The organism is Mesorhizobium sp. P2_E7, assembly GCF_056403855.1.
Genome location: NZ_JBFUER010000008.1, coordinates 1 through 24485, shown reverse-complemented (window position 1 = coordinate 24485; position 24485 = coordinate 1). Strand labels below are relative to the sequence as shown.

At 64.4% G+C, this 24485-nt stretch carries 23 protein-coding genes and 1 pseudogene; 6 read left to right on the top strand and 18 right to left on the bottom strand.

All coding sequences use genetic code 11. From position 1 onward, the window contains the following. Positions 1-38: 38 nt before the first annotated feature. Entirely contained in the window at positions 39-521 is a 483-nt protein-coding gene (locus AC1DYC_RS27745; RefSeq protein WP_477410893.1) for a MarR family winged helix-turn-helix transcriptional regulator, read from the bottom strand. 84 nt (positions 522-605) lie between these two features. Between AC1DYC_RS27745 and AC1DYC_RS27740 the strand changes: the two genes are divergently transcribed. Continuing rightward, positions 606-923, top strand: a complete 318-nt coding sequence (locus AC1DYC_RS27740) for a hypothetical protein (protein WP_477410892.1) — start codon at positions 606-608, stop codon at positions 921-923. A 9-nt stretch (positions 924-932) separates the two neighbouring features. On the opposite strand, the gene AC1DYC_RS27735 is transcribed toward AC1DYC_RS27740, so the two are convergent. From AC1DYC_RS27735 to AC1DYC_RS27720, 4 genes are all read right to left on the bottom strand, one after another. Continuing rightward, on the bottom strand, positions 933-1568 hold the full coding sequence (locus AC1DYC_RS27735) for a 5'-methylthioadenosine/S-adenosylhomocysteine nucleosidase (protein WP_477410891.1): 636 nt from the start codon (positions 1566-1568) through the stop codon (positions 933-935). Beyond that, positions 1568-2026 (bottom strand): PaaI family thioesterase, encoded by a 459-nt coding sequence (locus tag AC1DYC_RS27730; RefSeq protein WP_477410890.1) that lies wholly within the window; start codon positions 2024-2026, stop codon positions 1568-1570. Before AC1DYC_RS27730 ends, AC1DYC_RS27735 begins: the two co-directional genes overlap by 1 nt. Before the next feature lie 88 nt (positions 2027-2114). Beyond that, a complete protein-coding gene (locus tag AC1DYC_RS27725; RefSeq protein WP_477410889.1) occupies positions 2115-2567 on the bottom strand; it encodes a TspO/MBR family protein in 453 nt (150 codons plus the stop codon). A gap of 73 nt (positions 2568-2640) precedes the next feature. Then, a complete protein-coding gene (locus AC1DYC_RS27720) occupies positions 2641-3930 on the bottom strand; it encodes an RsmB/NOP family class I SAM-dependent RNA methyltransferase (protein WP_477410888.1) in 1290 nt (429 codons plus the stop codon). Positions 3931-4246: 316 nt separating this feature from the next. Between AC1DYC_RS27720 and AC1DYC_RS27715 the strand changes: the two genes are divergently transcribed. Then, a complete protein-coding gene (locus AC1DYC_RS27715; RefSeq protein WP_112396212.1) occupies positions 4247-4924 on the top strand; it encodes an MIP family channel protein in 678 nt (225 codons plus the stop codon). Between the two features lie 72 nt (positions 4925-4996). On the opposite strand, the gene katG is transcribed toward AC1DYC_RS27715, so the two are convergent. Beyond that, positions 4997-7192, bottom strand: a complete 2196-nt coding sequence (katG, locus tag AC1DYC_RS27710; RefSeq protein ID WP_477410887.1) for a catalase/peroxidase HPI — start codon at positions 7190-7192, stop codon at positions 4997-4999. A 140-nt stretch (positions 7193-7332) separates the two neighbouring features. On the opposite strand from katG, the gene AC1DYC_RS27705 reads away from it, so the two are divergent. Continuing rightward, the gene (locus AC1DYC_RS27705; protein WP_477410886.1) at positions 7333-8241 is read left to right on the top strand and encodes a hydrogen peroxide-inducible genes activator; all 909 of its coding nucleotides are present in this window, start codon (positions 7333-7335) and stop codon (positions 8239-8241) included. Between the two features lie 42 nt (positions 8242-8283). On the opposite strand, the gene AC1DYC_RS27700 is transcribed toward AC1DYC_RS27705, so the two are convergent. From AC1DYC_RS27700 to hisS, 5 genes are all read right to left on the bottom strand, one after another. Then, complete coding sequence (locus AC1DYC_RS27700; RefSeq protein ID WP_477410885.1) at positions 8284-9387, bottom strand: calcium:cation antiporter; 1104 nt, start codon at positions 9385-9387, stop codon at positions 8284-8286. Between the two features lie 111 nt (positions 9388-9498). After that, the gene (locus AC1DYC_RS27695; RefSeq protein WP_477410884.1) at positions 9499-11265 is read right to left on the bottom strand and encodes an AMP-binding protein; all 1767 of its coding nucleotides are present in this window, start codon (positions 11263-11265) and stop codon (positions 9499-9501) included. Positions 11266-11520: 255 nt separating this feature from the next. Then, entirely contained in the window at positions 11521-12219 is a 699-nt protein-coding gene (gene hisG / locus AC1DYC_RS27690; protein WP_477410883.1) for an ATP phosphoribosyltransferase, read from the bottom strand. Further along, entirely contained in the window at positions 12216-13337 is a 1122-nt protein-coding gene (locus AC1DYC_RS27685) for an ATP phosphoribosyltransferase regulatory subunit (protein WP_477410882.1), read from the bottom strand. The genes hisG and AC1DYC_RS27685 overlap by 4 nt, the downstream gene beginning before the upstream one ends. A 181-nt stretch (positions 13338-13518) precedes the next feature. Next, positions 13519-15012, bottom strand: a complete 1494-nt coding sequence (gene hisS / locus AC1DYC_RS27680) for a histidine--tRNA ligase (RefSeq protein WP_477410881.1) — start codon at positions 15010-15012, stop codon at positions 13519-13521. A 356-nt stretch (positions 15013-15368) separates the two neighbouring features. Between hisS and AC1DYC_RS27675 the strand changes: the two genes are divergently transcribed. Next, positions 15369-15611, top strand: coding sequence for a hypothetical protein (locus AC1DYC_RS27675; protein ID WP_477410880.1), 243 nt, complete (start codon positions 15369-15371; stop codon positions 15609-15611). 124 nt (positions 15612-15735) lie between these two features. On the opposite strand, the gene AC1DYC_RS27670 is transcribed toward AC1DYC_RS27675, so the two are convergent. Next, positions 15736-16374 carry a DNA-3-methyladenine glycosylase I gene (locus AC1DYC_RS27670; protein WP_477410879.1) on the bottom strand — a complete coding sequence of 213 codons (639 nt, stop codon included), beginning with the start codon at positions 16372-16374 and terminating at the stop codon, positions 15736-15738. Between the two features lie 209 nt (positions 16375-16583). Between AC1DYC_RS27670 and AC1DYC_RS27665 the strand changes: the two genes are divergently transcribed. Continuing rightward, positions 16584-17327 (top strand): L,D-transpeptidase, encoded by a 744-nt coding sequence (locus AC1DYC_RS27665; RefSeq protein WP_477410878.1) that lies wholly within the window; start codon positions 16584-16586, stop codon positions 17325-17327. Between the two features lie 267 nt (positions 17328-17594). After that, positions 17595-18515, top strand: coding sequence for a bifunctional 5,10-methylenetetrahydrofolate dehydrogenase/5,10-methenyltetrahydrofolate cyclohydrolase (locus AC1DYC_RS27660; RefSeq protein ID WP_477410877.1), 921 nt, complete (start codon positions 17595-17597; stop codon positions 18513-18515). A gap of 241 nt (positions 18516-18756) precedes the next feature. Here AC1DYC_RS27660 and glcF read toward each other — a convergent pair whose 3' ends face one another. From glcF to AC1DYC_RS27630, 6 genes and pseudogenes are all read right to left on the bottom strand, one after another. Continuing rightward, the gene (glcF, locus tag AC1DYC_RS27655; protein ID WP_477410876.1) at positions 18757-20082 is read right to left on the bottom strand and encodes a glycolate oxidase subunit GlcF; all 1326 of its coding nucleotides are present in this window, start codon (positions 20080-20082) and stop codon (positions 18757-18759) included. A gap of 3 nt (positions 20083-20085) precedes the next feature. Further along, positions 20086-21297 (bottom strand): FAD-binding protein, encoded by a 1212-nt coding sequence (locus AC1DYC_RS27650; RefSeq protein WP_477410875.1) that lies wholly within the window; start codon positions 21295-21297, stop codon positions 20086-20088. Then, a complete protein-coding gene (locus AC1DYC_RS27645; RefSeq protein ID WP_477410874.1) occupies positions 21294-21878 on the bottom strand; it encodes an ASCH domain-containing protein in 585 nt (194 codons plus the stop codon). The genes AC1DYC_RS27650 and AC1DYC_RS27645 overlap by 4 nt, the downstream gene beginning before the upstream one ends. Positions 21879-21965: 87 nt before the next feature. Continuing rightward, positions 21966-22427 carry an endonuclease domain-containing protein gene (locus AC1DYC_RS27640; RefSeq protein WP_477410873.1) on the bottom strand — a complete coding sequence of 154 codons (462 nt, stop codon included), beginning with the start codon at positions 22425-22427 and terminating at the stop codon, positions 21966-21968. A 50-nt stretch (positions 22428-22477) separates the two neighbouring features. Beyond that, positions 22478-23974 carry an FAD-linked oxidase C-terminal domain-containing protein gene (locus tag AC1DYC_RS27635; protein ID WP_477410872.1) on the bottom strand — a complete coding sequence of 499 codons (1497 nt, stop codon included), beginning with the start codon at positions 23972-23974 and terminating at the stop codon, positions 22478-22480. A 279-nt stretch (positions 23975-24253) separates the two neighbouring features. After that, positions 24254-24485, bottom strand: a pseudogene (locus AC1DYC_RS27630) (ISAs1 family transposase); the annotation flags it as partial.

Here is a 24485-nt window from a genome sequence, read left to right as displayed (position 1 = left end):
AGAAACGAGTCGACGCAATGGGGTGCAAGGCCGCACTGTCACTGAACTTCGGCGTCTTTGTCACCGGCATTCGAGGAGTCTGCATCGAGGGCTCGCAACGCATCCATCAGTGCCGCGAAGCGCTGCTTGCCTATGCGCTCGACATAGCGCCGCTCGATCTCAAGCTTGATGCGGTCACCGTCGCGCAAGGCGTCAAGGCCCTTCCTTGTATAGCCAACAAGCTTGCCGCGCCCGTCGCGCGGATCGGGCAGGCGCTGTACCACGCCTTCCGCCTCCAGCCCGTCGAGCAATTGCTGGACCGCCTGCTTGGAAATCGCCGAGCGATCAATCAGAGCAGCCTGGCGAATCCCGTCGCGAGAGATGTGCCCCAGCAGCCCGGCGCGTGCTTCCGTGAACCAGCCATGGCCGGCGGCGCGCATCGCGGCGGCGAATTCGGCCTGCCAGGCCCGGCTTGCCTGCCACAGCCGCCAGCCGACGTGTGCGGGCAGTGCTTTGCTTTTTTCGTCAAGCTCCTTGACCATCTTATCGACACTCCATATAGTCAAGATACTTGACGACCTCCATCGCGTCGAGCGATTTCGAACTCAAATCTGGGACCTCGGACCATGACAATTCTGAACAAGGACACGCTGGCCATTATCATGATCGGCACCACGCATGTCATCGACATGGGCGGCAAGAGCGCCTTCATCCACTACGAAACCACTGAAAAGGCGCACATGCTGCTGCCGGACGGCAGCCGCTTCCATGGACGATGGGACTTGCTGGACGACGGCTACAAGGTCGAATGGGCGGATGGCCCCTCAGGTTCCTGGAAACTCGAGCACACGACCGGCGCAATCGACTATGTCGATGCAACCGGCACGGTGCGCGGGCGCATCTCGCGCATCGATTTCGGCGACCCCGCGGGCTTGGCGGCTTGACCGGTACAGTCAGGCGCCCACCAAACCGTCGCTTATCGCGTGTTCGAGCAACCCGACCGCCTCCGCCAGCTTCTCGTCGATGACATGGAGATATTCGGTCCAGTCGCCGACATGCCGCAGGTCAGCGGCGCCGTCGGAAATGCCGCGCAGGCCAATCAACGGGATATCGAACAGCTGGCAGGCGCGCAGGCAGGCGAAGGTCTCCATGTCGACCATGTCGGCGGCGATTGCGTCGTAGGCGGCGCCGGTGATGATGGCGCCGCCGGTCGACAGCGACGCTTGCCTGATACCCGGAATCTTTAACGGCAGCGGCACGGTGACCGGCAGGTCGAGAAACGGCGTCGCGCCCTTCTCGAAGCCGAGCGGCGAGGCGTCGATGTCGCGATAGCTGACCGAGACCGCCTGGTAGATTTCGGTCTGCTCCAGCGTGCGGCTGCCGGCCGAACCAAGGGACACGATGAGGTCCGGTAGCGCCTTCTCTGACTTCAGCCGGGACAATTCGGCGCCCAGCCTGACGCCGGCCTCGACAGGCCCGACGCCAGTCATCAGCGGCGTGAACAGACGCTGCAAATGCGGGCCGTATTCTGCGTGCGCCGCCATGACGAAGAGGACATTCTTGCCGCCAATGCGCACAACGCGGGCCATCAGCCTGCTATCCCGTCGCGGCCAACCACCGTCATCATCGTGCCGGTCATGGTGGCAATCAGCTTCGCCTCACCGTCGGCGGCGAAGGCATAGGCCTGGCCGTCGGCGACGATGATGGTGCGGCCGGGTTTGGTCACCGAGCCGCGGAACAGGAAGCGCTCGCCCCTGCCCGGCGCCAGCAGATTGACCTTGAACTCGATGGTCAGCACGCTGGAGCTTTCCGGTAGCAGCGAAAACGCGGCATAGCCGCAGGCCGAGTCGAGCGCCGTCGAAATGACGCCGGCATGCAGGAAGCCATGCTGCTGGGTGAGTGCTGCCGAATAGGGCATCTCGATCTCGATGATGCCGGGCGTCACCAGCGTCAGTTCGGCGCCGATCGTCGCCATGGCCTGCTGGCGCGCGAACGACGCCCTGACGCGATCCTCATAGTCGGGAGCCGGTACGATCTTTGCTGCCATGGCCATCGCCCTGATTTTTCTGCGAAAAGCTTATCGCAGACGCCGCAAGATCAGGCAAATGCTTTTGCTGCACTGCAACAAAAGCGCCTCAGTTCAGCAGCAGAAGCGACGCATTGAGCAAGGTGGCGAAGGCGACCCATGCCGCGTAAGGGGCAAACAGCCAGCCGGAAATCCGATCGCGGTTCCACACCGTGGCGATGAACAGCACAATGCTGGCGAGAAGAGCCAGGATCACCATAAGCGCCGGCCCCATCAGTTTGGCGCCAAAAAAGGTCGGCGACCAGCCGAAGTTCAACACAAGCTGGACGCCCCAGATCTTCATCGCCGCGCCGGCCGGCTCGTGTAGCCATGTCCGCCAGCCGGCCACGGCGATCAGGACATAGAGGAGCGTCCAGGCCGGTGCGAAGACCCAATTGGGCGGGTTGAAGGGCGGCTTGATGAGAGATGCATACCAGGCGCCTGGGAGCGTCGCGTAGCCGATCAGCAGGCCGCCGCCGAGCACCAGAACAAGAAAGAGCAGAAGCGACGCATATCTTTGCACGATTGTCCCCGGCGGCTTGAGCGAGACTGAGCATCTGCAACTGGGGCGCTGGCGCCGCCAGTCAACGGCAGCGTCAATTCGCCCGGCGAAGCGCGCAGAAGTAGAACCCGTCGGTGCCGCTGAGCGCCGGCGACAGCGAGATGTCGCTTGTCTTGCCGATCCGCGCGGCCGCCGCGTGGCCGGGAAAATGGACGTCCCAGAGTGTGCGATGGTCGACCGGAACAAAGCCTTCGTGCCGCTCGCGGAAGGCGGCGATCTGCTCGCCATTCTCCTCGTCGAACACCGAACAGGTGATGTAGACCAGCAGCCCGCCTGGTTTGACATAGGCCTTGGCGGCATCGAGGATCGCCGACTGCTCGCCCTTGCGGGCGTCGAGTTGTCTCTGTGTCAGCCGCCATTTGGCGTCGGGACGGCGCCGCCAGGTGCCGCTGCCGGTGCACGGCGCATCGACCAGCACAATGTCCATATGGCCCGCGAGCGGGCTGAGTTCGGCCGGCTTGGTGACCACCTGCACATTGCGGTTTTCCGACCGGCGGATGCGGTCGAAGATCGGCGCCAGCCGCGCCTTTTCGGCGTCGTGGGCGAAAACCTGGCCTTTGTTGGCCATCGCCGCCGACAGGGCCAGCGTCTTGCCGCCGGCGCCGGCGCAGAAGTCGAGCACCTGCATGCCGGCTTGCGCCCCGGCGAGTGCGGCGACGATCTGCGAGCCCTCGTCCTGGACCTCGAACCAGCCCTTCTGGAAGGCGGGCTCGGCCTGCACGTTCGGGTGCCGGCCATCGCCGTCGATCGGCGGAATGCGAATGCCTTGCAGCGCAATTGCAGCCGGTTTGGCGCCGGTGTCGGCGAGCTCTGCCAGCACTTTGGCGCGGTCGGCCTGAAGCGTGTTGACCCTGATGTCGAGCGGCGGGCGGGTAGCAAGCGCTGCGCCTTCTGCGACCCACTCTGCGCCGAAGGCTCGTTCGAACAGCGGCGCGCACCAGTCGGGTACGTCCGCCCGCACGGCCTCCGGCGCGTCATCAGGCCGGCGCTCGGCCAGCGCCTGCAACTCGGCGGCGCTGAGCAGCGGCGGCGCGAACTTGTCGCCGTCGAGCGCCTGGTTGAGCGATTGCGCCGTCTGGCCCCATTCGACGAGCAGCGCACCGAAGCCGATGGCGCGCGGCGTGTCTTCACCCAGCAGCCAGCCGGCTGAACGCTTGTGGCGCAACGCGTCGTAGACGATGTTGCCGATCGCCGCGCGGTCGCCGCCACCGGCGAAGCGATGCGACAGGCCCCAATCCTTCAGCGCATCGGCCACCGGCCGATGGCGCCGGCCAATGTCTTCCAGCACTTCGATGGCTGCCGCCAGCCGTCCGCCCAGTCGCATTCGTCATTCCATCTATCGAGCACAGGATCTTCCGGCCTGCTCTTAGAGCCTTTCACGTCGAGATTGAACCCCGCTTGCGTTTGGCGACGACAAAGCCATTCCGACCGCAGTTGGCGAATTTCGGCAAATGTCTGACTGCGGGCGACAACAAATTCCCCAATAGATGCAGGGTCTCTAATGTTGTTAACTGGCTGCCGCAAGCATGGCCTGTGGCGCAACTGCTCTGCTTTCCAAGCTTTTGCGTTGGGAATACTCTCTGCCCCATGATTCGCGGCGCAGAAAACGCGAACCCGCGGATCGATACGAGGAGAGGGCAATGAAAACGTATCTTGCGGAAGTTCTAGGGACATTTCTGTTGGTGTTCATCGGCACGGCGTCGGTGGCGACGGGCGGCTTTCTCGCCGACCTGCCGCTCGGCCAGGAGGCCATCGGCCTGGCGTTCGGCATCGGCCTGATTGCGGCGGCCTATGCGGTCGGCCCGATTTCCGGCGCGCATCTCAATCCGGCCGTCACGCTCGGCGTCTTCCTTGCCGGCCGGCTGCCGGCCAAGGATGTCATCCCTTACTGGATCGCGCAGATCATCGGCGCCATCCTGGCCTCGCTGGCGCTGTGGATCATCGTCTCCGGCCAGACCGGCGGACACACAACCGGCTTCGGCGCCAATGGCTGGGACGTGGCGAAATGGGGGATGAGTTCGGCCTTCCTGTGGGAGCTGATCGGCACCTTCACCTTCGTCACCGTCATCCTCGGCGTCACCGCGGAAAAGCACTCGACGGCATTCGCCGGCCTGGTCATCGGCCTGACGCTCGCGGGGCTGCACTTCGCCATGATCCCGGTGACCGGCACCTCGGTCAATCCGGCCCGTTCGATCGGCCCGGCGCTGTTTACCGGTGGCGCGGCGCTCAGCCAGCTCTGGCTGTTCATCGTCGCCCCGCTGATCGGCGGCGCGATTGCCGGCGTCGTCGCCAAGGCCCGCATCTTCGAAAAGGACTGATTTTCGAAGCCTGCAAAAACAAAAAAGGCGCGAGCCTCGGCCCGCGCCTTTTTTGCTTGGGAGGTAATGCGATCAGCGAGTGATGTCGAAGCGGTCGGCGTTCATCACCTTTGTCCACGCCTTGACGAAATCGCCGACGAATTTCGACCCGGCGTCCGCCGACCCGTAGACTTCGGCCAGCGCGCGCAACTGCGCGTGCGAACCGAAGATCAGGTCGGCGCGGGTAGCGGTCCACTTGACCGCCTTGGTCTTGCGGTCGCGCGCCTCGTAGACCTCGTGCGAGCCCGGCTCGGAGGCCGGGTCCCAGACGGTCGCCATCGACAGCAGGTTGACGAAGAAGTCGTTCGTCAGCGTGCCCGGCCTGTCGGTCAACACGCCATGCTTCGAGCCGCCGGCATTGGCGCCGAGCACGCGCAGGCCGGCGACCAGCACCGTCATCTCCGGCGCCGTCAGGTTGAGCAATTGCGCGCGGTCGACCAGCAACGCTTCGACCGACATCGGCAGCTTGCCGCCGACATAGTTGCGAAAGCCATCGACTTTCGGCTCGAGCGCGGCGAAGGAATGAACGTCGGTCTGCGCCTGCGAGGCGTCGGTGCGACCGGGCGTGAACGGAACCTTCACCGCGTTGCCGCCATCCGTCGCCGCCTTCTCGACCGCGGCGACACCGCCAAGCACGATGAGGTCGGCCAGCGAGACCTTCTTGCCGCCTACGCTGAACTCCTGCTGGATAGCCTCGAGCTTCGCCAGCACCTTGGCGAGTTCAGCCGGCTGGTTGACTTCCCAGTCCTTCTGCGGCGCCAAACGAATGCGCGCGCCATTGGCGCCGCCGCGCTTGTCGGAGTTGCGGAAGGTCGAGGCCGAGGCCCAGGCGGTCGAGACCAGCTGCGAAACGGTGAGGCCCGAAGCCAGGATCCTGGCCTTCAGGGAAGCGATATCCTGGTCGCTGACGAGTTCATGGTCGACGGCCGGTACCGGATCCTGCCAGATCAGCTCTTCCTTCGGCACCAACGGGCCGAGGTAGCGAACGACCGGACCCATGTCGCGGTGGGTGAGCTTGTACCAGGCGCGGGCGAAGGCGTCGGCGAACTGCTCGGGATGCTCATGGAACCGGCGCGAGATCTTCTCATAGGCCGGGTCGGCACGCAGCGCGAGGTCGGTGGTGAGCATAGCCGGTGCATGACGCTTCGAGGGATTGTGGGCGTCCGGCACCGTGACAGCGCCGGAGCCGCCCTTCGGCGTCCACTGATGGGCGCCGGCAGGGCTCTTGGTCAGCTCCCATTCAAAGTTGAACAGATTGTCGAAGAAGTTGTTGCTCCACTTGGTCGGCGTCGTCGTCCAGGTGACTTCGAGGCCCGACGTGATCGCATCGCCGGCAATGCCTGACGCATGCTTGCTCGACCAGCCGAGGCCTTGCGCCTCGATGCCGGCGCCTTCCGGCTCGGCGCCGACAAGGGCTGCATCACCGGCGCCGTGGGTCTTGCCGAAGGTGTGGCCGCCGGCGATAAGCGCCACCGTCTCTTCGTCGTTCATCGCCATGCGCCCGAAGGTCTCGCGGATATCGCGCGCCGAGGCCAGCGGATCGGGCTTGCCGTTCGGCCCTTCCGGGTTGACGTAGATCAGGCCCATCTGCACCGCGCCGAGATGGCCGTGCAGTTCACGGTCGCCGGAGTAGCGCTTGTCGTCCAGCCACTTGGTTTCGGAACCCCAGTTGACGTCCTGCTCGGGCTCCCAAACGTCGGCGCGGCCGCCAGCAAAACCAAAAGTCTTGAAGCCCATCGATTCCAGCGCGACGTTGCCGGTGAGGATCAGCAAATCGGCCCAGGAAATCTTGCGACCGTATTTCTGCTTGATCGGCCACAGCAGCCGGCGCGCCTTGTCGAGATTGGCGTTGTCCGGCCAGCTGTTCAGCGGCGCGAAACGCTGCTGGCCGGCGCCGGCGCCACCGCGGCCGTCGCCGATGCGATAGGTGCCGGCGCTGTGCCAGGCCATGCGAATGAACAGCGGCCCGTAATGGCCGAAATCGGCCGGCCACCAATCCTGCGAATCCGTCATCACCTTGTGCAGGTCCTTGATCACCGCATCGAGGTCGAGGGTCTTGAACTCCTCGGCGTAATCGAACGCCTCGCCCATCGGGTCCGAAAGGTTCGACTGCTGGTGGAGAACGCCGATGTCGAGCTGGTTCGGCCACCAGTCACGGTTGGTCCTGCCGGAGGTTCCATGCGCGACCGGGCATTTGCCGGCGCTGTTGTCGTCGGTGTTCGCGTCCATCTTAGCCTCCGAATTGCTGATTTTCTGTGTTGGTTTTCCGGGCCGGCCGGGAGCCGCGCCACTCTGGAACAATTCCAGACTAGGCCGTCTCTTCGATAAAAACAAATTGCCTTTCCTGTTTGTTGCGATAGGTTTTCCTTATGATTGGTCTCACCGTCCGGCAGATGCAATATTTCGAGGCTTTGGCGCAAACGCTGCATTTCGGCCGCGCCGCAAAACTGGCCGGCGTCAGCCAGCCGGCACTGTCCGCGCAGATCGCCGAGATGGAACAAAGGCTGAGCTGCCGGCTGTTCGAACGCGGCGGCAAGACCGTGCGGATGACCGAGGAGGCGCTCGCCCTGTTGCCACGCATCGAGCGCATCCTGCGCGATATCAGCGAGGTCGAGACGACGGCGCGGCGCGGCCGCCCGGCGATGGAGGGGCGCTTCCGGCTGGGCATCATTCCGACCGTGGCGCCCTATCTGCTGCCGCATGTTCTGCCGGAGCTGAAGCGGCATTTTCCGTCCCTGCAGCTCGAACTGCGCGAAGCAGTGACCGCATCGCTGGTCGAGGACACGGCGACGGGCCGGCTCGACGCCTTCATCGCCGCCCTGCCGCTCGACCAGCCAGGCCTGGTCACCGAGGAACTGTTCGCCGACCGCTTCTTCCTCGCCGTGCCGGCGGGCGACCCAGCCTTCGCCTCGCCGCCGGTGCCGCCGGAAAGCCCGGCGCTGGAGCGGCTGATGCTTTTGGAGGAAGGCCATTGCCTGCGCGAACAGGCGCTGGCCCTGTGCGGCAGCGTGCGCCCGGTGGCGATGGCAAGCTACGGCGCCACCAGTCTGACGACGCTGTTGCAGATGGTGGCGCATGGACTCGGTGTCACGCTGGTCCCGGAAATGGCGACAAGGCCGGCCAGCGCCATGCCGGACCTGAAGATCGTGCCGTTCCAGGAGCCGATGCCGCAACGCACGATCTGCCTGGCCTGGCGCCGCAACAAGGTGCGGCATGACGAGTGCGTGGAACTGGCGAAGATCATTCGTGGGCTGGATGCGGCGGTGCTGGCGGCGTAAATGCCAAACATCCCGTCACGATCGCCAGATCGCACCCAAGCCTCAAGGTATAAATATCAGAAATACATACGTAAAAAATACAACAGCATGGACCATTCCGGTCAGGAACGTCGTCCTTTCGTTGCTGAAACTTACGCCGCATATGAAAAGCGCTAAAACCAAAAGGACTGCGTCAGCCTCCGGGAGCCCCAGGGTTAGCCCTCGTCCCGTCAGCAGGCTGGCTGCTGCGACCGCCGGTATTGTCAAACCAATCGTGGCGCAAGCCGAACCCATTGCGACATTCAGGCCGCGCTGCAGCTCATTGTTGAGTGAAGCGCGGACCGCCGAAATGGCCTCCGGCATCAAAACCAGACCCGCGATCATTGCCCCCACAATGCTGTCAGCCTGGGTCACCTGGTAAGCAACGAGCGCATCTTCAACACTTGCTGCGACCTGCTCGGCGAGCATGACAATTCCGATCAGACCGATCACCAGGAGCAGAGCGCTGGAAGAGACGCTTTCGTGAGTTGCGGCTCGCGCTGAAACGTCATGTGCCAGTTCTTCGATGAAATCGTCCCGATGCCGGACTGTCTGCGCGAACACAAAACTTGCATAGAGCAGCACAGAAAGAACGCTCACAAGGCCAAGTTGGGCTGCTGAAAATGTGCCGGGATCGGTGGTTCGCGTGTAGGTCGGCAGGATAAGCGTCATGACGGTCAGTGCGACCAGAACCGCCAGATATGCGCTGGTCCCTTGCCGGACAATTGCCTGCTTGCGATGGCGCCAGCCGCCAAACGTGAGACACATTCCGACAACGCCGGTGGAGGTAATCATCACCGTCGAGAAGACGGACTCACGTGCAAGCGTGGGGTTGTTCTCTCCATGCAGCATCATGGAAACGATGATCGACACTTCGATTGCCGTCACGGCAAAGGTCAGCACCAATGTGCCGTAGGGCTCCCCCACACGGTGGGCGACCGCCTCGGCATGATCGAGCACCACGAAAATGGTGATGAACATGATCGCACTCGAAAGCGCTCCGACGAGGATTCTGACGCTCTGCGAACCTTCATCCACCGACAGCCCGCTGGCTCTGACCGCAACGGCCATTGCCACAGCGGCCAAAGGCATCGCATAGGAAATCACCGATCGTGCGAAACCAGTCATTCAAGCCCCCATCAAGCCCCCATGCGCTTTTGCAAACCTTGCGGAAAGCCTGTGCGGAGCACCCCAATGTCATTGCGAAGCCGGCAATCCCCATCACCCGGCATTCGACCCTCAAGCTGTCTTCTGCACCACCAATCCCAACTCCTCCACCATCGCCTCGCGCATCAGGAACTTCTGCGGCTTGCCGGTGACCGTCATTGGCAGTTCGGTGCGGAAGCGGATGTAGCGGGGGATCTTGTAGTGGGCGATCTGGCCGGCGCAGAAGTTCTTGATCTCCTGCTCGGTGGCGATCTGGTTGGGTTTCAGCACGATCCAGGCGCACAGCTCCTCGCCATATTTGGCATCGGGAATGCCGAACACCTGCACCTCCTTGACCTTGGGATGGCGGTAGAGGAATTCCTCGACCTCGCGCGGGTAGACGTTCTCGCCGCCGCGGATGACCATGTCCTTGACCCGGCCGACAATGTTGCAATAGCCCTCGGCGTCGATGGTGGCGAGGTCGCCGGTGTGCATCCAGCCATCGGCGTCGATCGCCTCCGCTGTCTTTTCCGCGTCGTCCCAATAGCCCTTCATCACGGAATAGCCGCGCGTGCACAGTTCGCCCGGCGCGCCGACGGCGACGGTGGCGCCCTCGGTATCGATGGCCTTGACCTCGACATGCGGGTGGATGCGGCCGACGGTGGAGACGCGCTTTTCCAGCGGGTCGTCGACGCTGCTCTGGAAGGACACCGGGCTGGTCTCCGTCATGCCGTAAGCGATGGTCACCTCTTGCATGTGCATCAGCGACACCACCTTTTTCATCACCTCGATCGGGCAAGGTGAACCCGCCATGATGCCGGTGCGCAGGCTGGAGAGATCGAAAGAGGCGAAGTCGGCATGGTCGAGCATGGCGACGAACATGGTCGGCACACCGTACAGGCCGGTGCAGCCTTCCTGCGCCACCGCCTTCAGTGTCGCGCCGGCGTCAAACCCCTCACCCGGGAACACCATCGTCGCGCCCTTGGTGACACAGCCCATGGTGCCCATCGACATGCCGAAGCAGTGGTAGAGCGGCACCGGGATGCAGAGCCGGTCGTCGACGGTGAGCTTGATCGCCGCGGTGACAAAATTGCCGTTGTTGACGATGTTGGTGTGGGTCAGCGTCGCGCCCTTGGGCGCGCCTGTCGTGCCCGAGGTGAACTGGATGTTGATGGCCTCGCCGGGCTTCAGGCCTTCGGAGATGCGGTCGAGGCTGTCATGCTCGTCGCGGCCGGCCATCGACAGCACATCGGCGAAATTGAACATGCCGGGCGAGTTGTCGTCGCCCATGCGGATGACGATCTTCAACGTCGGCAATTTCTGCGCGTTGAGCTTGCCGGGGGTCGCATTGGCGAGTTCCGGCGCCAGCGTCTCGATCATGCCGAGATAGTCGGAGGTCTTGAAGCTGGCGGCCGTCACCAGCGCCTTGCAGCCGACCTTGTTCAAGGCATATTCCAGCTCGGTCAGCCGGTAGGCCGGGTTGATGTTGACCAGGATCAGGCCGATGCGGGCCGTTGCGAACTGCGTCACCAGCCATTCCCAGCGGTTGGGCGACCAGATGCCGACGCGGTCGCCTTTTTCGAGGCCTAGCGCCAGGAAGCCGGCAGCGAGTGTATCGACCGTGTCCGACAGTTCGCTCCAGGTGAAGCGCTTGTCCTGCCCGACGAAGACCGCAGCATCCTGCGTGGCGTATTTGCTGACCGTGTCGGAAAACAGCTCGGGGATGGTCTTGTCGAGCAAAGGCGGGGTGCGCTCGCCGGAGACATGTGCCCGGCCGTCGAGCGGGGCGATGAAGGTCGCGCCCTTGCCGCGCCCGCGCAGATTGGTGGCGTTCTTCAGTTCGTCGAGATTGATCGCCATCGCCGTCTCCTCCCGGGATATGGCGAGCCTATCAGCCTGATGGGGCTGTGGAAATCCCGTCGATGGTAGCGACGGCGCGAAGGCCCCCTCTCCGTCTCGGGCTTCGCCCGAGCCACCTCTCCCCCGCTTTGCGGGGGCGAGGAAATCGCTCATTGTTGAGGTCGCGGCCTTCGCAGAACTTGGGTTCCTCGCCCCCGCAAAGCGGGGGAGAGGTGGCTCGGCGAAGCCGAGACGGAGAGGGGGAAAGCGTCGACGTTATGCGATTATGGAAGCCATCTTCGCTGCGATATCGCGCAACAACGCTTCATCGGCGGCCGCACGGCCCTTCTTCGAAGCCACCAGACAGGCCTGCGACTTCAGCACCACCCCATCCGCCAGCACCTTGAGGTGGTTGGCGCGTAGCGTTGAGCCGGTGGTGGTGATGTCTACGATGACGTCGGCAAGGCCTGCCGCCGGCGCGCCTTCGGTGGCGCCGAGGCTTTCGACGATGCGGTAGACCTGGATGCCGTGCTTTTGCGAGAAGAATTGCTGCGTCAGCCGCCAGTATTTGGTGGCGATCCTGAGCCGCCGGCCGTGGCGCTGGCGGAAATCGGCGGCGACATCGTCGAGATCGGCCATGGTGTCGACGTCGAGCCAGATGCCGGGCACCGCGACGACGACATCGGCATGGCCGAAACCGAGGCGCGCGACGATCTCGGCGCGTGCTTCCCAGTCGGCGAGGTTTTCGCGTAGCAGGTCCTCACCGGTGATGCCGAGATCGACCGAGCCTTGGCCGATCTCGCCGGCAATTTCGGACGCCGACAGGAACGCCACCTCGATGCCCTCAGTGCCGTCGATGCGGGCGCGGTACTGGCGCTCGTCGCCGGGCAGGCTGACGGCAAGCCCGGCTTTGGCCAGCACCTCCAGCGCCTGCTCCTTGAGCCGGCCCTTCGACGGGATCGCCAGCGTGATCATTTGGGCTCTCCCCGCAGCGCTTCGATGCGGTCGAGCCAGACGGAGAAGCCGACGCCGGGGATCGGCGTTTTCGCGCCAAGCAGCGTCAGCAGCCGGTCGTAACGGCCGCCACCGGCCAGCGGCCGCTCGCCGCCTTCAGCCGCGATCTCGAAGACGATGCCGGTGTAGTAATCGAGCGGACGACCGAAAGCGGCATCATAGCGGATTGTTTGCATCGGCAGGCCGTGCGCCTCGATCGCCTTGGCACGGGCGGCGAATTTTTCGAGCGCCGCGCCCAGCGAAAGGCCGGCAGAGGCGGCGAAGCTTTCGAGCGCAGCACTTGCGCTGTCGAGCGGCACGTCGATGGCCAGAAAATCCTTCAGCGCCGCAAACGCCTCATTGGACAGCCGCACGCTGCGCAGTTCGGCCTTCTCTATCAGCCGCCGGGCAATGTCGGCCGGCGCGCGCCCACCGGATGCCAAGAGGCCTGCCTCTTCCATGCCGCCGGCGATGTGAGCGGACAGCGCTTCGAGATCGCCGTCGAGGACAAGGGCGGCGACATCGTCGTCAAGCTGGCCGTTGCGCGGCGGGTTGGCGAGATCGGCGAGCGCTGCCTGCAGCATCGGCGCCGAGCCGAAGGCGCGGGCAAGCCGCATGCGCCAGCCGCGCGGCAGGCCGAGTGCTGCCAGCACCGCCTCGAAGATGGTCTGGTCGCCGAGCGTGATCGCCAGGGGCTGCGCCGGCAGCACCAGTTGCAGCAGCGCATGCGCATCGGCCAGCGAGCGGGCGTCAGCCTCAGCCGTGTCGCGGTCGCCGAGATCCTCGATGCCGGCCTGGAAAAACTCGTTGCCGCCCTCGCGGCGCTGGCGAAACACTTCGCCCAGATAAGAATAGCGGCGCGGCGTGCCGGCCTGCGAGGCGATGTGGTCGAGGCAGACGGGGATGGTGAATTCGGGCCGTAGGCACAGCGTCTTGCCGGTCTCGCTTTCGGTCAGGAAAATGCGGCGGCGCAGATCTTCGCCGGCCATGTCGAGGAACGGGTCGGCCGGCTGCAACACGGCGACCTCCACCGCATGGGTGTTGCGGGTGGCGAAGAGGTTGGTGATTTCGGTGGAGATGGCGGGGTAGCGGGAGGTCATGAGGCGCGCCCTTCCCTTCTCCCCTTGTGGGAGAAGGTGGCCGAGCGAAGCTCGGTCGGATGAGGGGTGCTGGACGGAATGAGGCGTTGGCGTTCCCTGGAACACCCCTCATCCGTCTCGGCGCTCCGCGCCGATCCACCTTCTCCCACAAGGGGAGAAGGGAAGAACAGCGCGGCGCTCATCATTTCGCTCGTTCCTCGGCCTGCGCCGCCAGAATCTTCTTCACCTCGGCAACCAGTTCACTCTCCGCCACAGTCACCTGCGCGGGCCTTGCGGCGCGCCATTCGGCGTTGTCGGTGATCTCCGCCGACATGCGGGCGCCTTCGATCAGATCCTTGATCTGCAGCTCGCCCCTGGCGCGCTCGTCGCCGCCCTGGATGACGGCCACCGGGCTGCCGCGGCGGTCGGCGTATTTCAGCTGCGCCTTCATGCCGGCACCGCCGAGATACATTTCGGAGCGGATGCCGGCGGCGCGAAGCTCTGCGACCATCTTCTGGTAGCGGCCGAGGCTTTCAGTGTCCTTGTCCATCACCAGCACGACGACCGGCGCGATGACATCGGTGGTGTCCAGCTTGCCGAGGTTCTTCAGCGCCGTCATCAGCCGCGACACGCCGATGGAGAAGCCGGTCGCCGGCACCGGCTCGCCGCGGAAGCGCGACACCAGCCCGTCATAACGGCCACCGCCGCCGACCGAGCCGAAGCGCACGATCTGGCCATCCTCATTCGGAATCTCGGCCAGAAGCTCGGCCTCGAAGACCGGGCCGGTGTAGTATTCGAGGCCGCGCACGACAGAGCGGTCCATGGCGATACGATCTTCACCGTACCCTGCCGCCCTGACCAAGGCTTCAATGGTCGAGAGCTCACCTACGCCTTCCTGATAGATCGCGTTCGCACCGACATTGGAATCCTGGCGCGCCTGTTCCTTCGCTGTCGCGAGAAGAACGGCCTCGGCTTGCACCTCATTCAGTCCGGCGCCCTTGGCAAAGTCACCCTCGCCCTCCTTGCCGCCATCCCATCGGCCAGGCCCAAGCAGAAGCTTCACGCCTTCCGGCCCGAGTTTGTCCAGCTTGTCGATGGCGCGCAGCACCGTCAGCCGGCGGCCGGCATTCTCATCGCCGCCAAGGCCAATCGCCTCCAGCACGCCATCCAACACCTTACGGTTGTTTACGCGGATGACGTAGTCGCCACGCTTGATGCCCAGCGCCTCCATGACATCAGCCATCATCATCGCCATTTCGGCATCCGCTGCCACACCGGGCGTGCCGATGGTATCTGCGTCGAACTGCATGAACTGGCGGAAGCGCCCGGGGCCTGGCTTTTCGTTGCGGAACACCCAGCCGGAACGGTAGCTGCGATAGGGCTTTGGCAACCGTTCAAAGTTCTCGGCGACGAAACGCGCCGTCGGCGCGGTCAAATCATAGCGCAACGACAGCCACTGCTCGTCATCGTCCTGGAACGAGAACACGCCCTCATTCGGCCGGTCCTGGTCGGGCAGGAATTTGCCGAGCGCATCGGTGTATTCGATCAACGGCTGGTCGGCCGGCTCGAAACCATAGAGCTCATAGACCGAGCGGATGGTCGCCATCATCTTCTCGACGGCGCGGATATCGTCGGCGCTGCGGTCGGCAAAGCCGCGCGGCAGCCGCGCTTTCGTCTTCTCCGATTTGTCGGCCATGGGATGGGTCTTTTCGTTAGGGAATGCTGACTTGCTTCAAGTGGGCGTGTCCTAACCGAAGCGGCTTTGTGCGGCAAGGGTTAGCGCCCCCTGCCTTCTCCCCTTGTGGGAGAAGGTGGATCGGCGCGCAGCGCCGAGACGGATGACGGGTGTGCGAAGGATCACCGTCGGTGCCAAGCTGGAGCACCCCTCATCCGACCGAGCTTCGCTCGGCCACCTTCTCCCACAGGGGGAGAAGGTAAGGGCACCAAGTTCCGAAACAAAACGCACCAAAAAGGAAACAATTCCGCCATCGGCGCGGCATCGTGCGGACACAATCAGAGCCGATAAGCGCGCCGAAACAAGGGGTTGGGGCCATGACCGCGGCACGGAAGTTCGAGATCAGAGACGACCGCTCGCATGAGGTCCGGCTGCGGCCGGCCGAGAGCCGTGCGCCGGCGACGGCGAGCCTCGGTCCGTTCGAGATCACTGCCGACGAGCGCAAAGGCTCGACGATGCGCGAGGCGCTGATGACCGGGCTGCTGGTGATCTATCCGGCCTTTGCAGCGCTGGCGGCGATTGTCGCAGGGCTGTTCCTGACCGGAGCCAGCGCGACTTGAGTTTCTTTACCCTCCCCCTTGTGGGGAGGGTCGACGCGCAGCGTCGGGGTGGGGGTGCGGCGCCGAGATCCCCCACCCGCGCCTTCGGCGCGACCTCCCCACAAGGGGGAGGTAGGGGGCAGCGCTACTTCGGCCGGTTGAACGCCTTGCGTTCCTTCTCCACCTGCTCCCGGCACACACAGCCTTCGAGGTGGTCGTTGACCAGGCCCATCGCCTGCATGAAGGCGTAGACAGTGGTGGGGCCAACAAAGCTCCAGCCGCGCTTCTTCAGTTCCTTCGAAATCCGGACCGAGACCGCCGTCGTTGGGTTGGCGCGCAAATGCGTGAGGTCGACGACCGCCGGCCGCTCATCAGGCCCCGGCTCGAACTTCCAGAACCAGGCGGCGAGCGAGCCGAACTCATCGACCATTTCGCGGGCGCGTTTGGCGTTGTTGATAGTCGAGACGATCTTGCCGCGGTGGCGGATGATGCCGGCGTTGCCGACGAGGCGCTCGACATCCTCGTCGGTGAAGGCGGCAACCTTGTCGAAATCGAAGCCGGCGAAGGCCTCGCGGAAACTTTCGCGCTTGCGCAAGATGGTCAGCCAGGAGAGGCCTGACTGAAAGCCTTCGAGGCAGATCTTTTCGAACAGCCTGCGGTCGTCGGCCACCGGCCGGCCCCATTCATGGTCGTGATAGTGCAGATAGTCCGGCAGGTTGCCGTGCCAGAAGCAGCGGGTGACCCCGTCGGGGCCGGCGAGCAGACCGGTGTTGTTTTGTGCCATGGCCAATCCATTCGTTAATGCGCTGTCGCGCCGCATTTACCGCGGCTTTACCAGATTCCTGAACGCGGCGGTAACCACACCAAAAGGTTTACTGACAAAGCGGCATTTTACGCATTCCGATTCATGTTTCGGTTGCGGCTTCGCGCCAAGGATCGCGCAACAGGGGGCACGTTCCGCCTCCGTCCGTTCGACGATCAAGGTGCGTTCCGATGAAGATCTTTTTGCGTTCCCTGCTCGGCGCCGTGGCCATTCTGGCCGCCGGCGTCACCTCGTCTGCCGCCAACGACCGCTATGCCGACAGGCCGCCGGTGATGGTGAGCCCCGACCTTTCCGCACCCTGGGTGCTGCAGCTTGGCCGAGCGCCCGGCATCGTGCGGCAGAGCCGCCAGGTGATCCAGCAGCCGCGTTTGCGCTATGCGCAGCCGGTGCAGCCCGACCGGGTGCGCACCGCTTCGGTGCAGGCGCCGGCCAAACGCATGGTGATGCGGCCGCAGATCAACCCGCTCTATCTGCCGCAGGAAGTCGCCTATGACGGCCCGCAGAAGCCGGGCACCATCGTCATCGACACGACGCAGAATTTCCTGTTCCTGGTCGAGAACAACGGCAAGGCGCGGCGCTATGGCGTCGGCACCGGCAAGCCGGGCTTCGAATGGTCGGGCACGCACAAGATCACCAACAAGCGCGTCTGGCCGGACTGGCGCCCGCCGGCGGAGATGATCAGGCGCGAAGCCGCCAAGGGCCGCTACCTGCCGACCTATCTGGCCGGCGGCGAAGAGAACCCGCTCGGCGCCCGCGCGCTCTATCTCGGCACCACGGAATATCGAATTCACGGCACCAACCAACCATGGACGATTGGCGGCGCGGTGTCCTCCGGCTGCATCCGCATGCGCAACGAGGACGTGGTTGACCTTTACGAGAGGGTCAATGTTGGAACGACCGTGGTCGTGATATAGTCGGCTACCGAATCATCTGGTCCAGAAGGCTAGGTCTTCAGGGATCGGCGAGGGTTTACGGGGGACGGGCCGTGTGGGGATGCGGCCAGTCAGGAAAGGGCAGCACGGGAAACCGCGCTGCCCTTTCTCTTTGTCGAGAGACCGATGGCAGGCGAGCCAAGCTGCGCCAGAACGTCGCGGCAGGGGGATGACGGTTCGCTTTCACGCTGCCCTTGCCACATTTGCCCTGCTATAGGGGCGACCAAACTCCCCTGCAAAGGTCCAGCCATGTCTCAGCCAGACGACAGCCGCTATCTCCGGGGCGGCCCGGTCGCCCAGCGCATCATCGCCGCTGTGCGCGAGGATGCCGCTATCGCCACCGCCGAAGGTTTTCCACCCAAGCTGGTGTCGATCACCGTCGGCGATACCGATGCCGTCGACGTCTATGTGCGCAACCAGCGCGCCAAGGCCGCGCTTGCCGGCATCTCCTTCGAGGAGCGGCGGTTCCCCGCCGACATAACCGCCGGCGAACTCGAGGCCGCGATCCATGGGCTGAACGCCGATCCGCGCGTCACCGGCATCATCATCCAGCGGCCGGTGCCGGCGCATATCCCGATCAAGACGCTGCAGGCGGCGGTGCATCCGCTCAAAGACGTAGAAGGCATGCATCCGGCCTCGATCGGCAACATCGTCTACAACCAGCTCGACCTCGCGCCCTGTACGGCGGCGGCCTCGGTCGAGTTGCTGAAGGAAACCGGCCTCGATCTCAAGGGGCTCGAAGTCGTCGTCGTCGGCCATTCCGAAATCGTCGGCAAGCCGATCGCCTTTCTGTTGATGAGCGAAGGCGCGACGGTGACGGTGTGCCATCACATGACGCGTTCGGTGGCGGCGCATGCGCGCCGCGCCGACGCGCTGTTCGTCGCCGTCGGCAAGCCCAGGCTGATCAAGGCCGATATGGTGAAGCCCGGTGCAGCCGTCATCGACATCGGCATCAATTCCGAGATCGGCCCGGACGGACAAAGCCGCATCGTCGGCGACGTCGACACCGAGAGCGTCAAGGAGGTTGCGTCCTGGATCACACCTGTGCCGGGCGGCGTCGGCCCGATCACCGTGGCGATCCTGCTGCGCAACACAATGGTCGCGCTCAGCCGCCAGCGTGCGCGCTACCAGGCGACGTATGGAACGGTGGACAGGCTGGCGGCGGAGTAAGATAGGGCAGCAGCAGTTCGCTCGCCCGGGACCGGACAATCGCATAGGGCGCTCCCCCTCTCCGTCTCGGCTTCGCCGAGCCACCTCTCCCCCGCTCTCGCGGGGGCGAGGAACCCAAGCTTGTAAAGGCGCGACCTTTGCTATTAGCGTTTCCTCGCCCCCATGAAATGGGGGAGAGGTGGCTCGGGCGAAGCCCGAGACGGAGAGGGGGCTGGCGCAACCCTCGGAGCGGCACGCAGCCTTACTCAGCCGCGACCAGCTTTTCCTCGGAAACACCTTCCGGCTTCGGCCCGCCATAGGCCCAGTCCAGCAGCTTGATCGTGTGCACCACAGGCAGCTTTGCGGCCGAGGCGATCTGGGTGATGCAGCCGATGTTGCCGGTGGCGACGATTTCCGCACCCGTCGCCTCGATATTCCTGACCTTGCGATCGCGCAGCTTTGCCGAAATCTCCGGCTGCAGGATGTTGTAGGTGCCGGCCGAGCCGCAGCACAGATGGCTCTCGCGCGGCTCGCGCACGACGAAGCCGGCTTTGGCCAGCAACTCCTTCGGCTGGCGGGTGATCTTCTGGCCATGCTGCATCGAACAGGCAGAGTGATAGGCGACAATGGTGCCCGGCTTGCGCACCGGCTCCGGCAGGTCGAGACCAGAGAGATATTCGGTGATGTCTTTGGCCAGCGCGGAGACCTTCGCGGCCTTCTCAGCATAGGCCGGATCGAGGCGCAGCATGAAGCCGTAATCCTTGATGGTGGTGCCGCAACCCGACGCGGTGATGACGATGGCGTCGAGCCCGCCCTGGTCGATGGCACGCGTCCAGGCATCGACATTCTGCCGTGCCGAGGCAAGGGCGGCCGCCTCGCGCCCCATATGATGCACCAGCGCACCGCAGCAGGCCTCGCCCTTGGGCACCACCACCTCGACGCCAAGCCTGGTCAGCAGTGCAATCGTCGTCTCGTTGATGGCGGGATCGAGCACCGATTGCGCACAGCCGGTAAGAATGGCGACGCGGCCCTTTTTCGTCCCCTGCCCGGCATGGATGCCGGGAGAAGCCATCGGCGAGGCCGCCGGGATCGAGGCCGGCGCCAGCTTCAGCATCGCGCCGAGCGGCTTCAGGGCCGGCAGTTTTTCGAACAGGCCGATGAACGGCTTGCCCACTCTCGCCAGTTTCAGCGCGGTGCGAAAGCGCGCGGGATAGGGCAGCACGAAGGCCAGCATGGCGCGGGTCAGCCGGTCGAGCAGTGGCCGCCTGTAAGTCTCCTCGATATGAGCGCGGGCATGGTCGACCAGATGCATGTAGTTGACGCCCGACGGGCAGGTGGTCATGCAGGCAAGGCAGGACAGGCAGCGGTCGATATGGGTGACGATCTCCTTGTCGGCGTGGCGGCCGTTCTCCAGCATGTCCTTGATCAGGTAAATGCGCCCGCGTGGTGAATCCAGCTCATTGCCGAGCGTGACATAGGTCGGGCAGGTGGCGGTGCAGAAGCCGCAATGGACGCATTTGCGCAGGATCTTCTCCGATTCCGCAACATGGGGATCAGCTAGTTGGGCAAGGGAGAAATTGGTCTGCATAATCTAGCTCTGGGTCATGCGGCCGGGGTTGAGGATGGCCTTGGGATCGAACTCGGCCTTGAGCCTTGCCGACAGCGCCGCCAGATGCGGCGCCTGCGGCTCGAACACCGGCACGGCGGCGCGATGGGCAGGCGCGGCGCGCACCAATGTCGCGTGGCCGCCGCCATGTTTTCGGATCAGCCCGCGCAGCAGGCCGGCCTCGGGGTCGCCCTCCTCCATGCGCAGCCAGACCAGTCCGCCCTGCCAGTCGTAGAAGGCGCTGACACCGATCTGCATGCGCAATGTCAGCACCATCTGATGGGCCTGGGAGGGTGCCATGGAGACACGCCAGACCGGCTTTTCGCTACCATCGACGAAGGGCGCGCAATCCCTGATGTCACGCCAGACGGCATGCGAGGCTTCGCCCGCAATCTCCTGCAGCAGACCGGCGTTTTTCAAAAGGGTCTTCAGCGCGCCGATGCGATAGGCGACCGACGGACCGAACCCTTCGACGCGCAGCAGTGTCGCGGCGTCTGCACCAAGCGCGCCGCCGGCAACGCGCGCAGCGATGCGCTCGGGCAGGTGGGCCGCACTCGACACTTCGGCGCTGGAGCCGAGCGCCAGCGCCATGGCGCTTGCCGCTGCATCGTCGAGCAGGCCGCGGACGGCAAGCGTGACCTCGGTCTCGGCCGCCGGCAGCACCTTGAAGGTGACGTCGGTAAACACGGCGAGCGTGCCCCAGCTGTTGGCCATCAGCTTCGACAAATCGTAGCCGGTGACATTCTTGACGACGCGGCCGCCGGACTTGAAGGCCTCGCCACGCCCGGCCACCGCATTGATGCCGAGGATGTGGTCGCGTGCGGCGCCCGCCTTCAGCCGGCGGGGACCGGACAGGTTCGCGGCAAGCACGCCGCCGATCGTGCCTTTGCCGGGCGCGCCACCGAGCAACGGCCCGTAATCCATCGGCTCGAAGGCGAGCTGCTGGCCGTTCTGCGCAAGCAGGCTTTCGATCTCGGACAGCGGCGTGCCGGCTTTCGCCGACAGCACCAATTCGGCGGGCTCATAGAGGGTGACGCCGGTGAGCTTCGATAGGTCGAGCGTGTGCTCGCTCTGCTGCGGCCGGCCAATGCCGCGCTTGGAGCCGTGGCCAATGGTTTCCAGCGGCGTCTCTTCCGCCGCCGCCCATTGCACGGTGGCGAGAACTTCGGCCGATGAGGTGGGTGTAAAAGTGGTCAAAGCCTGTGTTCCCGCAGTTTTCCGAGCACCGCCTCGCCTCTTGGCGACAGACGGTAGCCGACCTCAAGACTCTCGGTGAGGCCGAGTTCCTTGAGCTTGCGAACGTCCTGTTTGAATTTCAGCGTCTCGACGCCGGCATTGGCAGCCAGGGTCGCCGCCCGCACTTCCGGGTGCGCGGCGATTGCCTGCAGGATCGACGGAAAATAGCCAGGAGCCGTCTTGTCCCAGCGCGCAAAGCGGGCGGTGAGTGCATGCCAGTCCGCATTAGACAGCAGCGCCTCGTCGCGCAAGGCAACGCGCTCGTCGGCTTCGATGCCGTTGAGCTCGATGCGGTAGACCGGGGTGCCGTCATCCGGGCCAAGCATCTGCCGGAGGGCCGCAAGCGTGGCAAAGCCCGCGGAGATCGCATCCTTCTCGATCAGTTCGGTCATCTCCACGATGGTAATGCCACCGATCCGCACCACGCCCAATGCCGTCCTCACCCGCCCGCCGGCCTTGACCGTCGGCCGCTTCCAGCGGCGGAAGGCGAGTGTCACCTCATTGCGTGCGATCTTGTCCAGCGAGGATTGTTTGAACAACACGTCAGGCCTCGACAGAACTTGGGTTCCTCGCCCCCGCAAGGCGGGGGAGAGGTGGCTCGGGCGAAGCCCGAGACGGAGAGGGGGCCGTCATAAAGCACTATCTCCCGTCTTCCTGGCAAAAACGAACCTGAGGTCCGCAGCAACTACGTCTTCGGCAAGCCGCCCTTCCAGCGCCGCAAGGATCGTTTCGCAAACGCTCCTCGTGTTCTTCAATGCATCAAGATTCCAGAAGCGCAACACCGAGAAGCCTTCGCCACGCATAAACTCATCGCGTCGCCTGTCGTAACTGCTTTCAGCGTGCTGGCTGCCGTCCAACTCCACAATCAGCTTTTGGCTTCGACAAGCAAAATCCGCGAAATACGGACCGATGGGCATCTGGCGCACGAACTTGTATCCACCCAGTCTCTTGGCTTTCAGTTCGTTCCAGAGGGCGGCCTCGGCCTGATTGTCGCCTTGGCGAAGTTCGCGTGCACGGGCGATCTTTTCAGGCGAGCGGCGGCTCGGCGCATCGGGCGTCCCCCTCTCCGTCTCGGGCTTCGCCCGAGCCACCTCTCCCCCGCTTTGCGGGGGCGAGGAACCCAAGTTTTGAGAGGCCCCCATCAAAACCTCGGAATATCCGGAAAGGCCACCTGCCCGCGATGCACATGCATGCGTCCAAGCTCGGCGCATCTGCGCAGTTGCGGGAACACTTTTCCGGGGTTGAGCAGATGGTTGGGGTCGAAGGCGCATTTGACGCGCATTTGCTGGTCGAGGTCGATCTGGTTGAACATTTCCGGCATCAGGTCGCGCTTCTCGACGCCGACGCCGTGCTCGCCGGTCAGGACGCCGCCGACCTTGACGCAGAGCCGCAAGATGTCGGCGCCAAAGCTTTCCGCCTTGTCGAGTTCGCCCGGCACATTCGCGTCGTAGAGGATCAGCGGGTGCAAATTGCCGTCGCCGGCATGGAAGACATTGGCGACGCCGAGCCCGTATTTTTCCGACAATTCACGCATGCCGGCGAGCACCTTCGGCAGTTCCTTGCGCGGGATGGTGCCGTCCATGCAGTAATAGTCGGGCGAGATGCGGCCGACCGCGGGGAAGGCTGCCTTGCGGCCAGCCCAGAAACTCAGCCGCTCCTGCTCCGACTGCGAGATGCGGCAGGTGGTGGAGCCGTTCCTGTAGGCGATCGCCTCGACCAGGCCGATCAAATGATCGACCTCGACGCCAGGCCCGTCGAGTTCGACGATGAGCAGCGCCTCGACATCGAGGGGGTAGCCGGCATGGACGAAGTCTTCCGCCGCATGGATCGCCGGGCGGTCCATCATCTCCATGCCGCCCGGAATGATGCCGGCGCCGATAATGTCGGCGACGCACTGGCCGCCCTGCTCGCTGGTCGGAAAACCGATCAGCAGCGCGCGTGCCGTCTCCGGCTTCTTCAGGATGCGCACGGTGACTTCGGTGACGACGCCGAGCAGGCCTTCCGAGCCGGTCATGACACCGAGCAGGTCGTAGCCTTCACTGTCGAGATGATTGCCGCCGAGCCGCACCACCTCACCGTTCATCAGCACCATCTCGATCCCCAGCACATTGTTGGCGGTCAGGCCGTATTTCAGGCAGTGCACGCCGCCCGAGTTTTCCGCGACATTGCCGCCGATCGAGCAGGCGATCTGGGAGGATGGATCAGGGGCATAATAAAAGCCCTCCTGTTCGACGGCGGTGGTGATGCCGAGATTGGTGACGCCGGGCTGGGCTACGACGACGCGGTCGGGACAGTCGATCGCGAGGATACGGTTGAAGCGGCTCATAACCAGAAGCACGGCATCTTCGAGCGGCAGCGCGCCGCCGGAGAGCGAGGTGCCGGAGCCGCGCGGCACGACGCGGATGTTGCGGTCGTTGCAATATTTCAGGATGCGCGACACCTGCGCCACCGTCTCGGGCAGCACGACGACCAGCGGCAATTGCCGGTAGGCGGTGAGACCGTCGCTCTCGAAGGCGCGCATTTCGTTGGTGGCGTCGACAACCCCCTCGCCCGGCACGATGATGCGCATGTCGGCAACAATCTCGCCGCGCCGGCGCAGCGTGGCGTCGTCTGGCTTGGGCATGACAAGGCCGGACATCGGCAGCGTCCTCCGCTTGACTGGTAAAAATCTTTTACCAGCGGAGCGAAGCTGTTGCAAACACTGCTTTGGTCGGGGCTGCGAAGAAGGGGCTTCCGCAGCGGCAATCTGCCGCTGGCGCACCCTCCCCCCTCGAGGGGGAGGTGGCCGCGAAGCGGCCGGAGGGGGTCCTTGCGCATGAAGCGCCTACATCGTCTTTCGCCGCGTAACGAGGCTAGTGCTTCACGCGAGACGACCCCCTCTGTCGCCTTCGGCGACATCTCCCCTCAAGGGGCAGGGCTATCGCATATGGCTTAGAGCGTTGATGAGATAGTCGTCATTCCAAGCGCATTTCTTGATGCGATGGCTGATGGGGACTTTGTCTGCATCGGCGAGTTGGAGGATGTTCCTGGCGAGACGGTTTAGGAGCGCGGTGTTGGCAGGGGCGTTGTCTTTGCGGGCGCGGCTGAGGTCCTCATCCAGATGAACATCGAGCATCCAATGCAGGCCGTTCTCGATCTGCCAATGGGCT

Excerpts from the sequence above, each read along its gene's own strand:
- AC1DYC_RS27745 (WP_477410893.1), bottom strand. The coding sequence starts at position 521 with ATGGTCAAGGAGCTTGACGAAAAAAGCAAAGCACTGCCCGCACACGTC.
- AC1DYC_RS27740 (WP_477410892.1), top strand. The coding sequence starts at position 606 with ATGACAATTCTGAACAAGGACACGCTGGCCATTATCATGATCGGCACC.
- AC1DYC_RS27735 (WP_477410891.1), bottom strand. The coding sequence starts at position 1,568 with ATGGCCCGCGTTGTGCGCATTGGCGGCAAGAATGTCCTCTTCGTCATG.
- AC1DYC_RS27730 (WP_477410890.1), bottom strand. The coding sequence starts at position 2,026 with ATGGCAGCAAAGATCGTACCGGCTCCCGACTATGAGGATCGCGTCAGG.
- AC1DYC_RS27720 (WP_477410888.1), bottom strand. The coding sequence starts at position 3,930 with ATGCGACTGGGCGGACGGCTGGCGGCAGCCATCGAAGTGCTGGAAGAC.
- AC1DYC_RS27715 (WP_112396212.1), top strand. The coding sequence starts at position 4,247 with ATGAAAACGTATCTTGCGGAAGTTCTAGGGACATTTCTGTTGGTGTTC.
- katG (WP_477410887.1), bottom strand. The coding sequence starts at position 7,192 with ATGGACGCGAACACCGACGACAACAGCGCCGGCAAATGCCCGGTCGCG.
- AC1DYC_RS27705 (WP_477410886.1), top strand. The coding sequence starts at position 7,333 with ATGATTGGTCTCACCGTCCGGCAGATGCAATATTTCGAGGCTTTGGCG.
- AC1DYC_RS27700 (WP_477410885.1), bottom strand. The coding sequence starts at position 9,387 with ATGACTGGTTTCGCACGATCGGTGATTTCCTATGCGATGCCTTTGGCC.
- AC1DYC_RS27695 (WP_477410884.1), bottom strand. The coding sequence starts at position 11,265 with ATGGCGATCAATCTCGACGAACTGAAGAACGCCACCAATCTGCGCGGG.
- hisG (WP_477410883.1), bottom strand. The coding sequence starts at position 12,219 with ATGATCACGCTGGCGATCCCGTCGAAGGGCCGGCTCAAGGAGCAGGCG.
- AC1DYC_RS27685 (WP_477410882.1), bottom strand. The coding sequence starts at position 13,337 with ATGACCTCCCGCTACCCCGCCATCTCCACCGAAATCACCAACCTCTTC.
- hisS (WP_477410881.1), bottom strand. The coding sequence starts at position 15,012 with ATGGCCGACAAATCGGAGAAGACGAAAGCGCGGCTGCCGCGCGGCTTT.
- AC1DYC_RS27675 (WP_477410880.1), top strand. The coding sequence starts at position 15,369 with ATGACCGCGGCACGGAAGTTCGAGATCAGAGACGACCGCTCGCATGAG.
- AC1DYC_RS27670 (WP_477410879.1), bottom strand. The coding sequence starts at position 16,374 with ATGGCACAAAACAACACCGGTCTGCTCGCCGGCCCCGACGGGGTCACC.
- AC1DYC_RS27665 (WP_477410878.1), top strand. The coding sequence starts at position 16,584 with ATGAAGATCTTTTTGCGTTCCCTGCTCGGCGCCGTGGCCATTCTGGCC.
- AC1DYC_RS27660 (WP_477410877.1), top strand. The coding sequence starts at position 17,595 with ATGTCTCAGCCAGACGACAGCCGCTATCTCCGGGGCGGCCCGGTCGCC.
- glcF (WP_477410876.1), bottom strand. The coding sequence starts at position 20,082 with ATGCAGACCAATTTCTCCCTTGCCCAACTAGCTGATCCCCATGTTGCG.
- AC1DYC_RS27635 (WP_477410872.1), bottom strand. The coding sequence starts at position 23,974 with ATGTCCGGCCTTGTCATGCCCAAGCCAGACGACGCCACGCTGCGCCGG.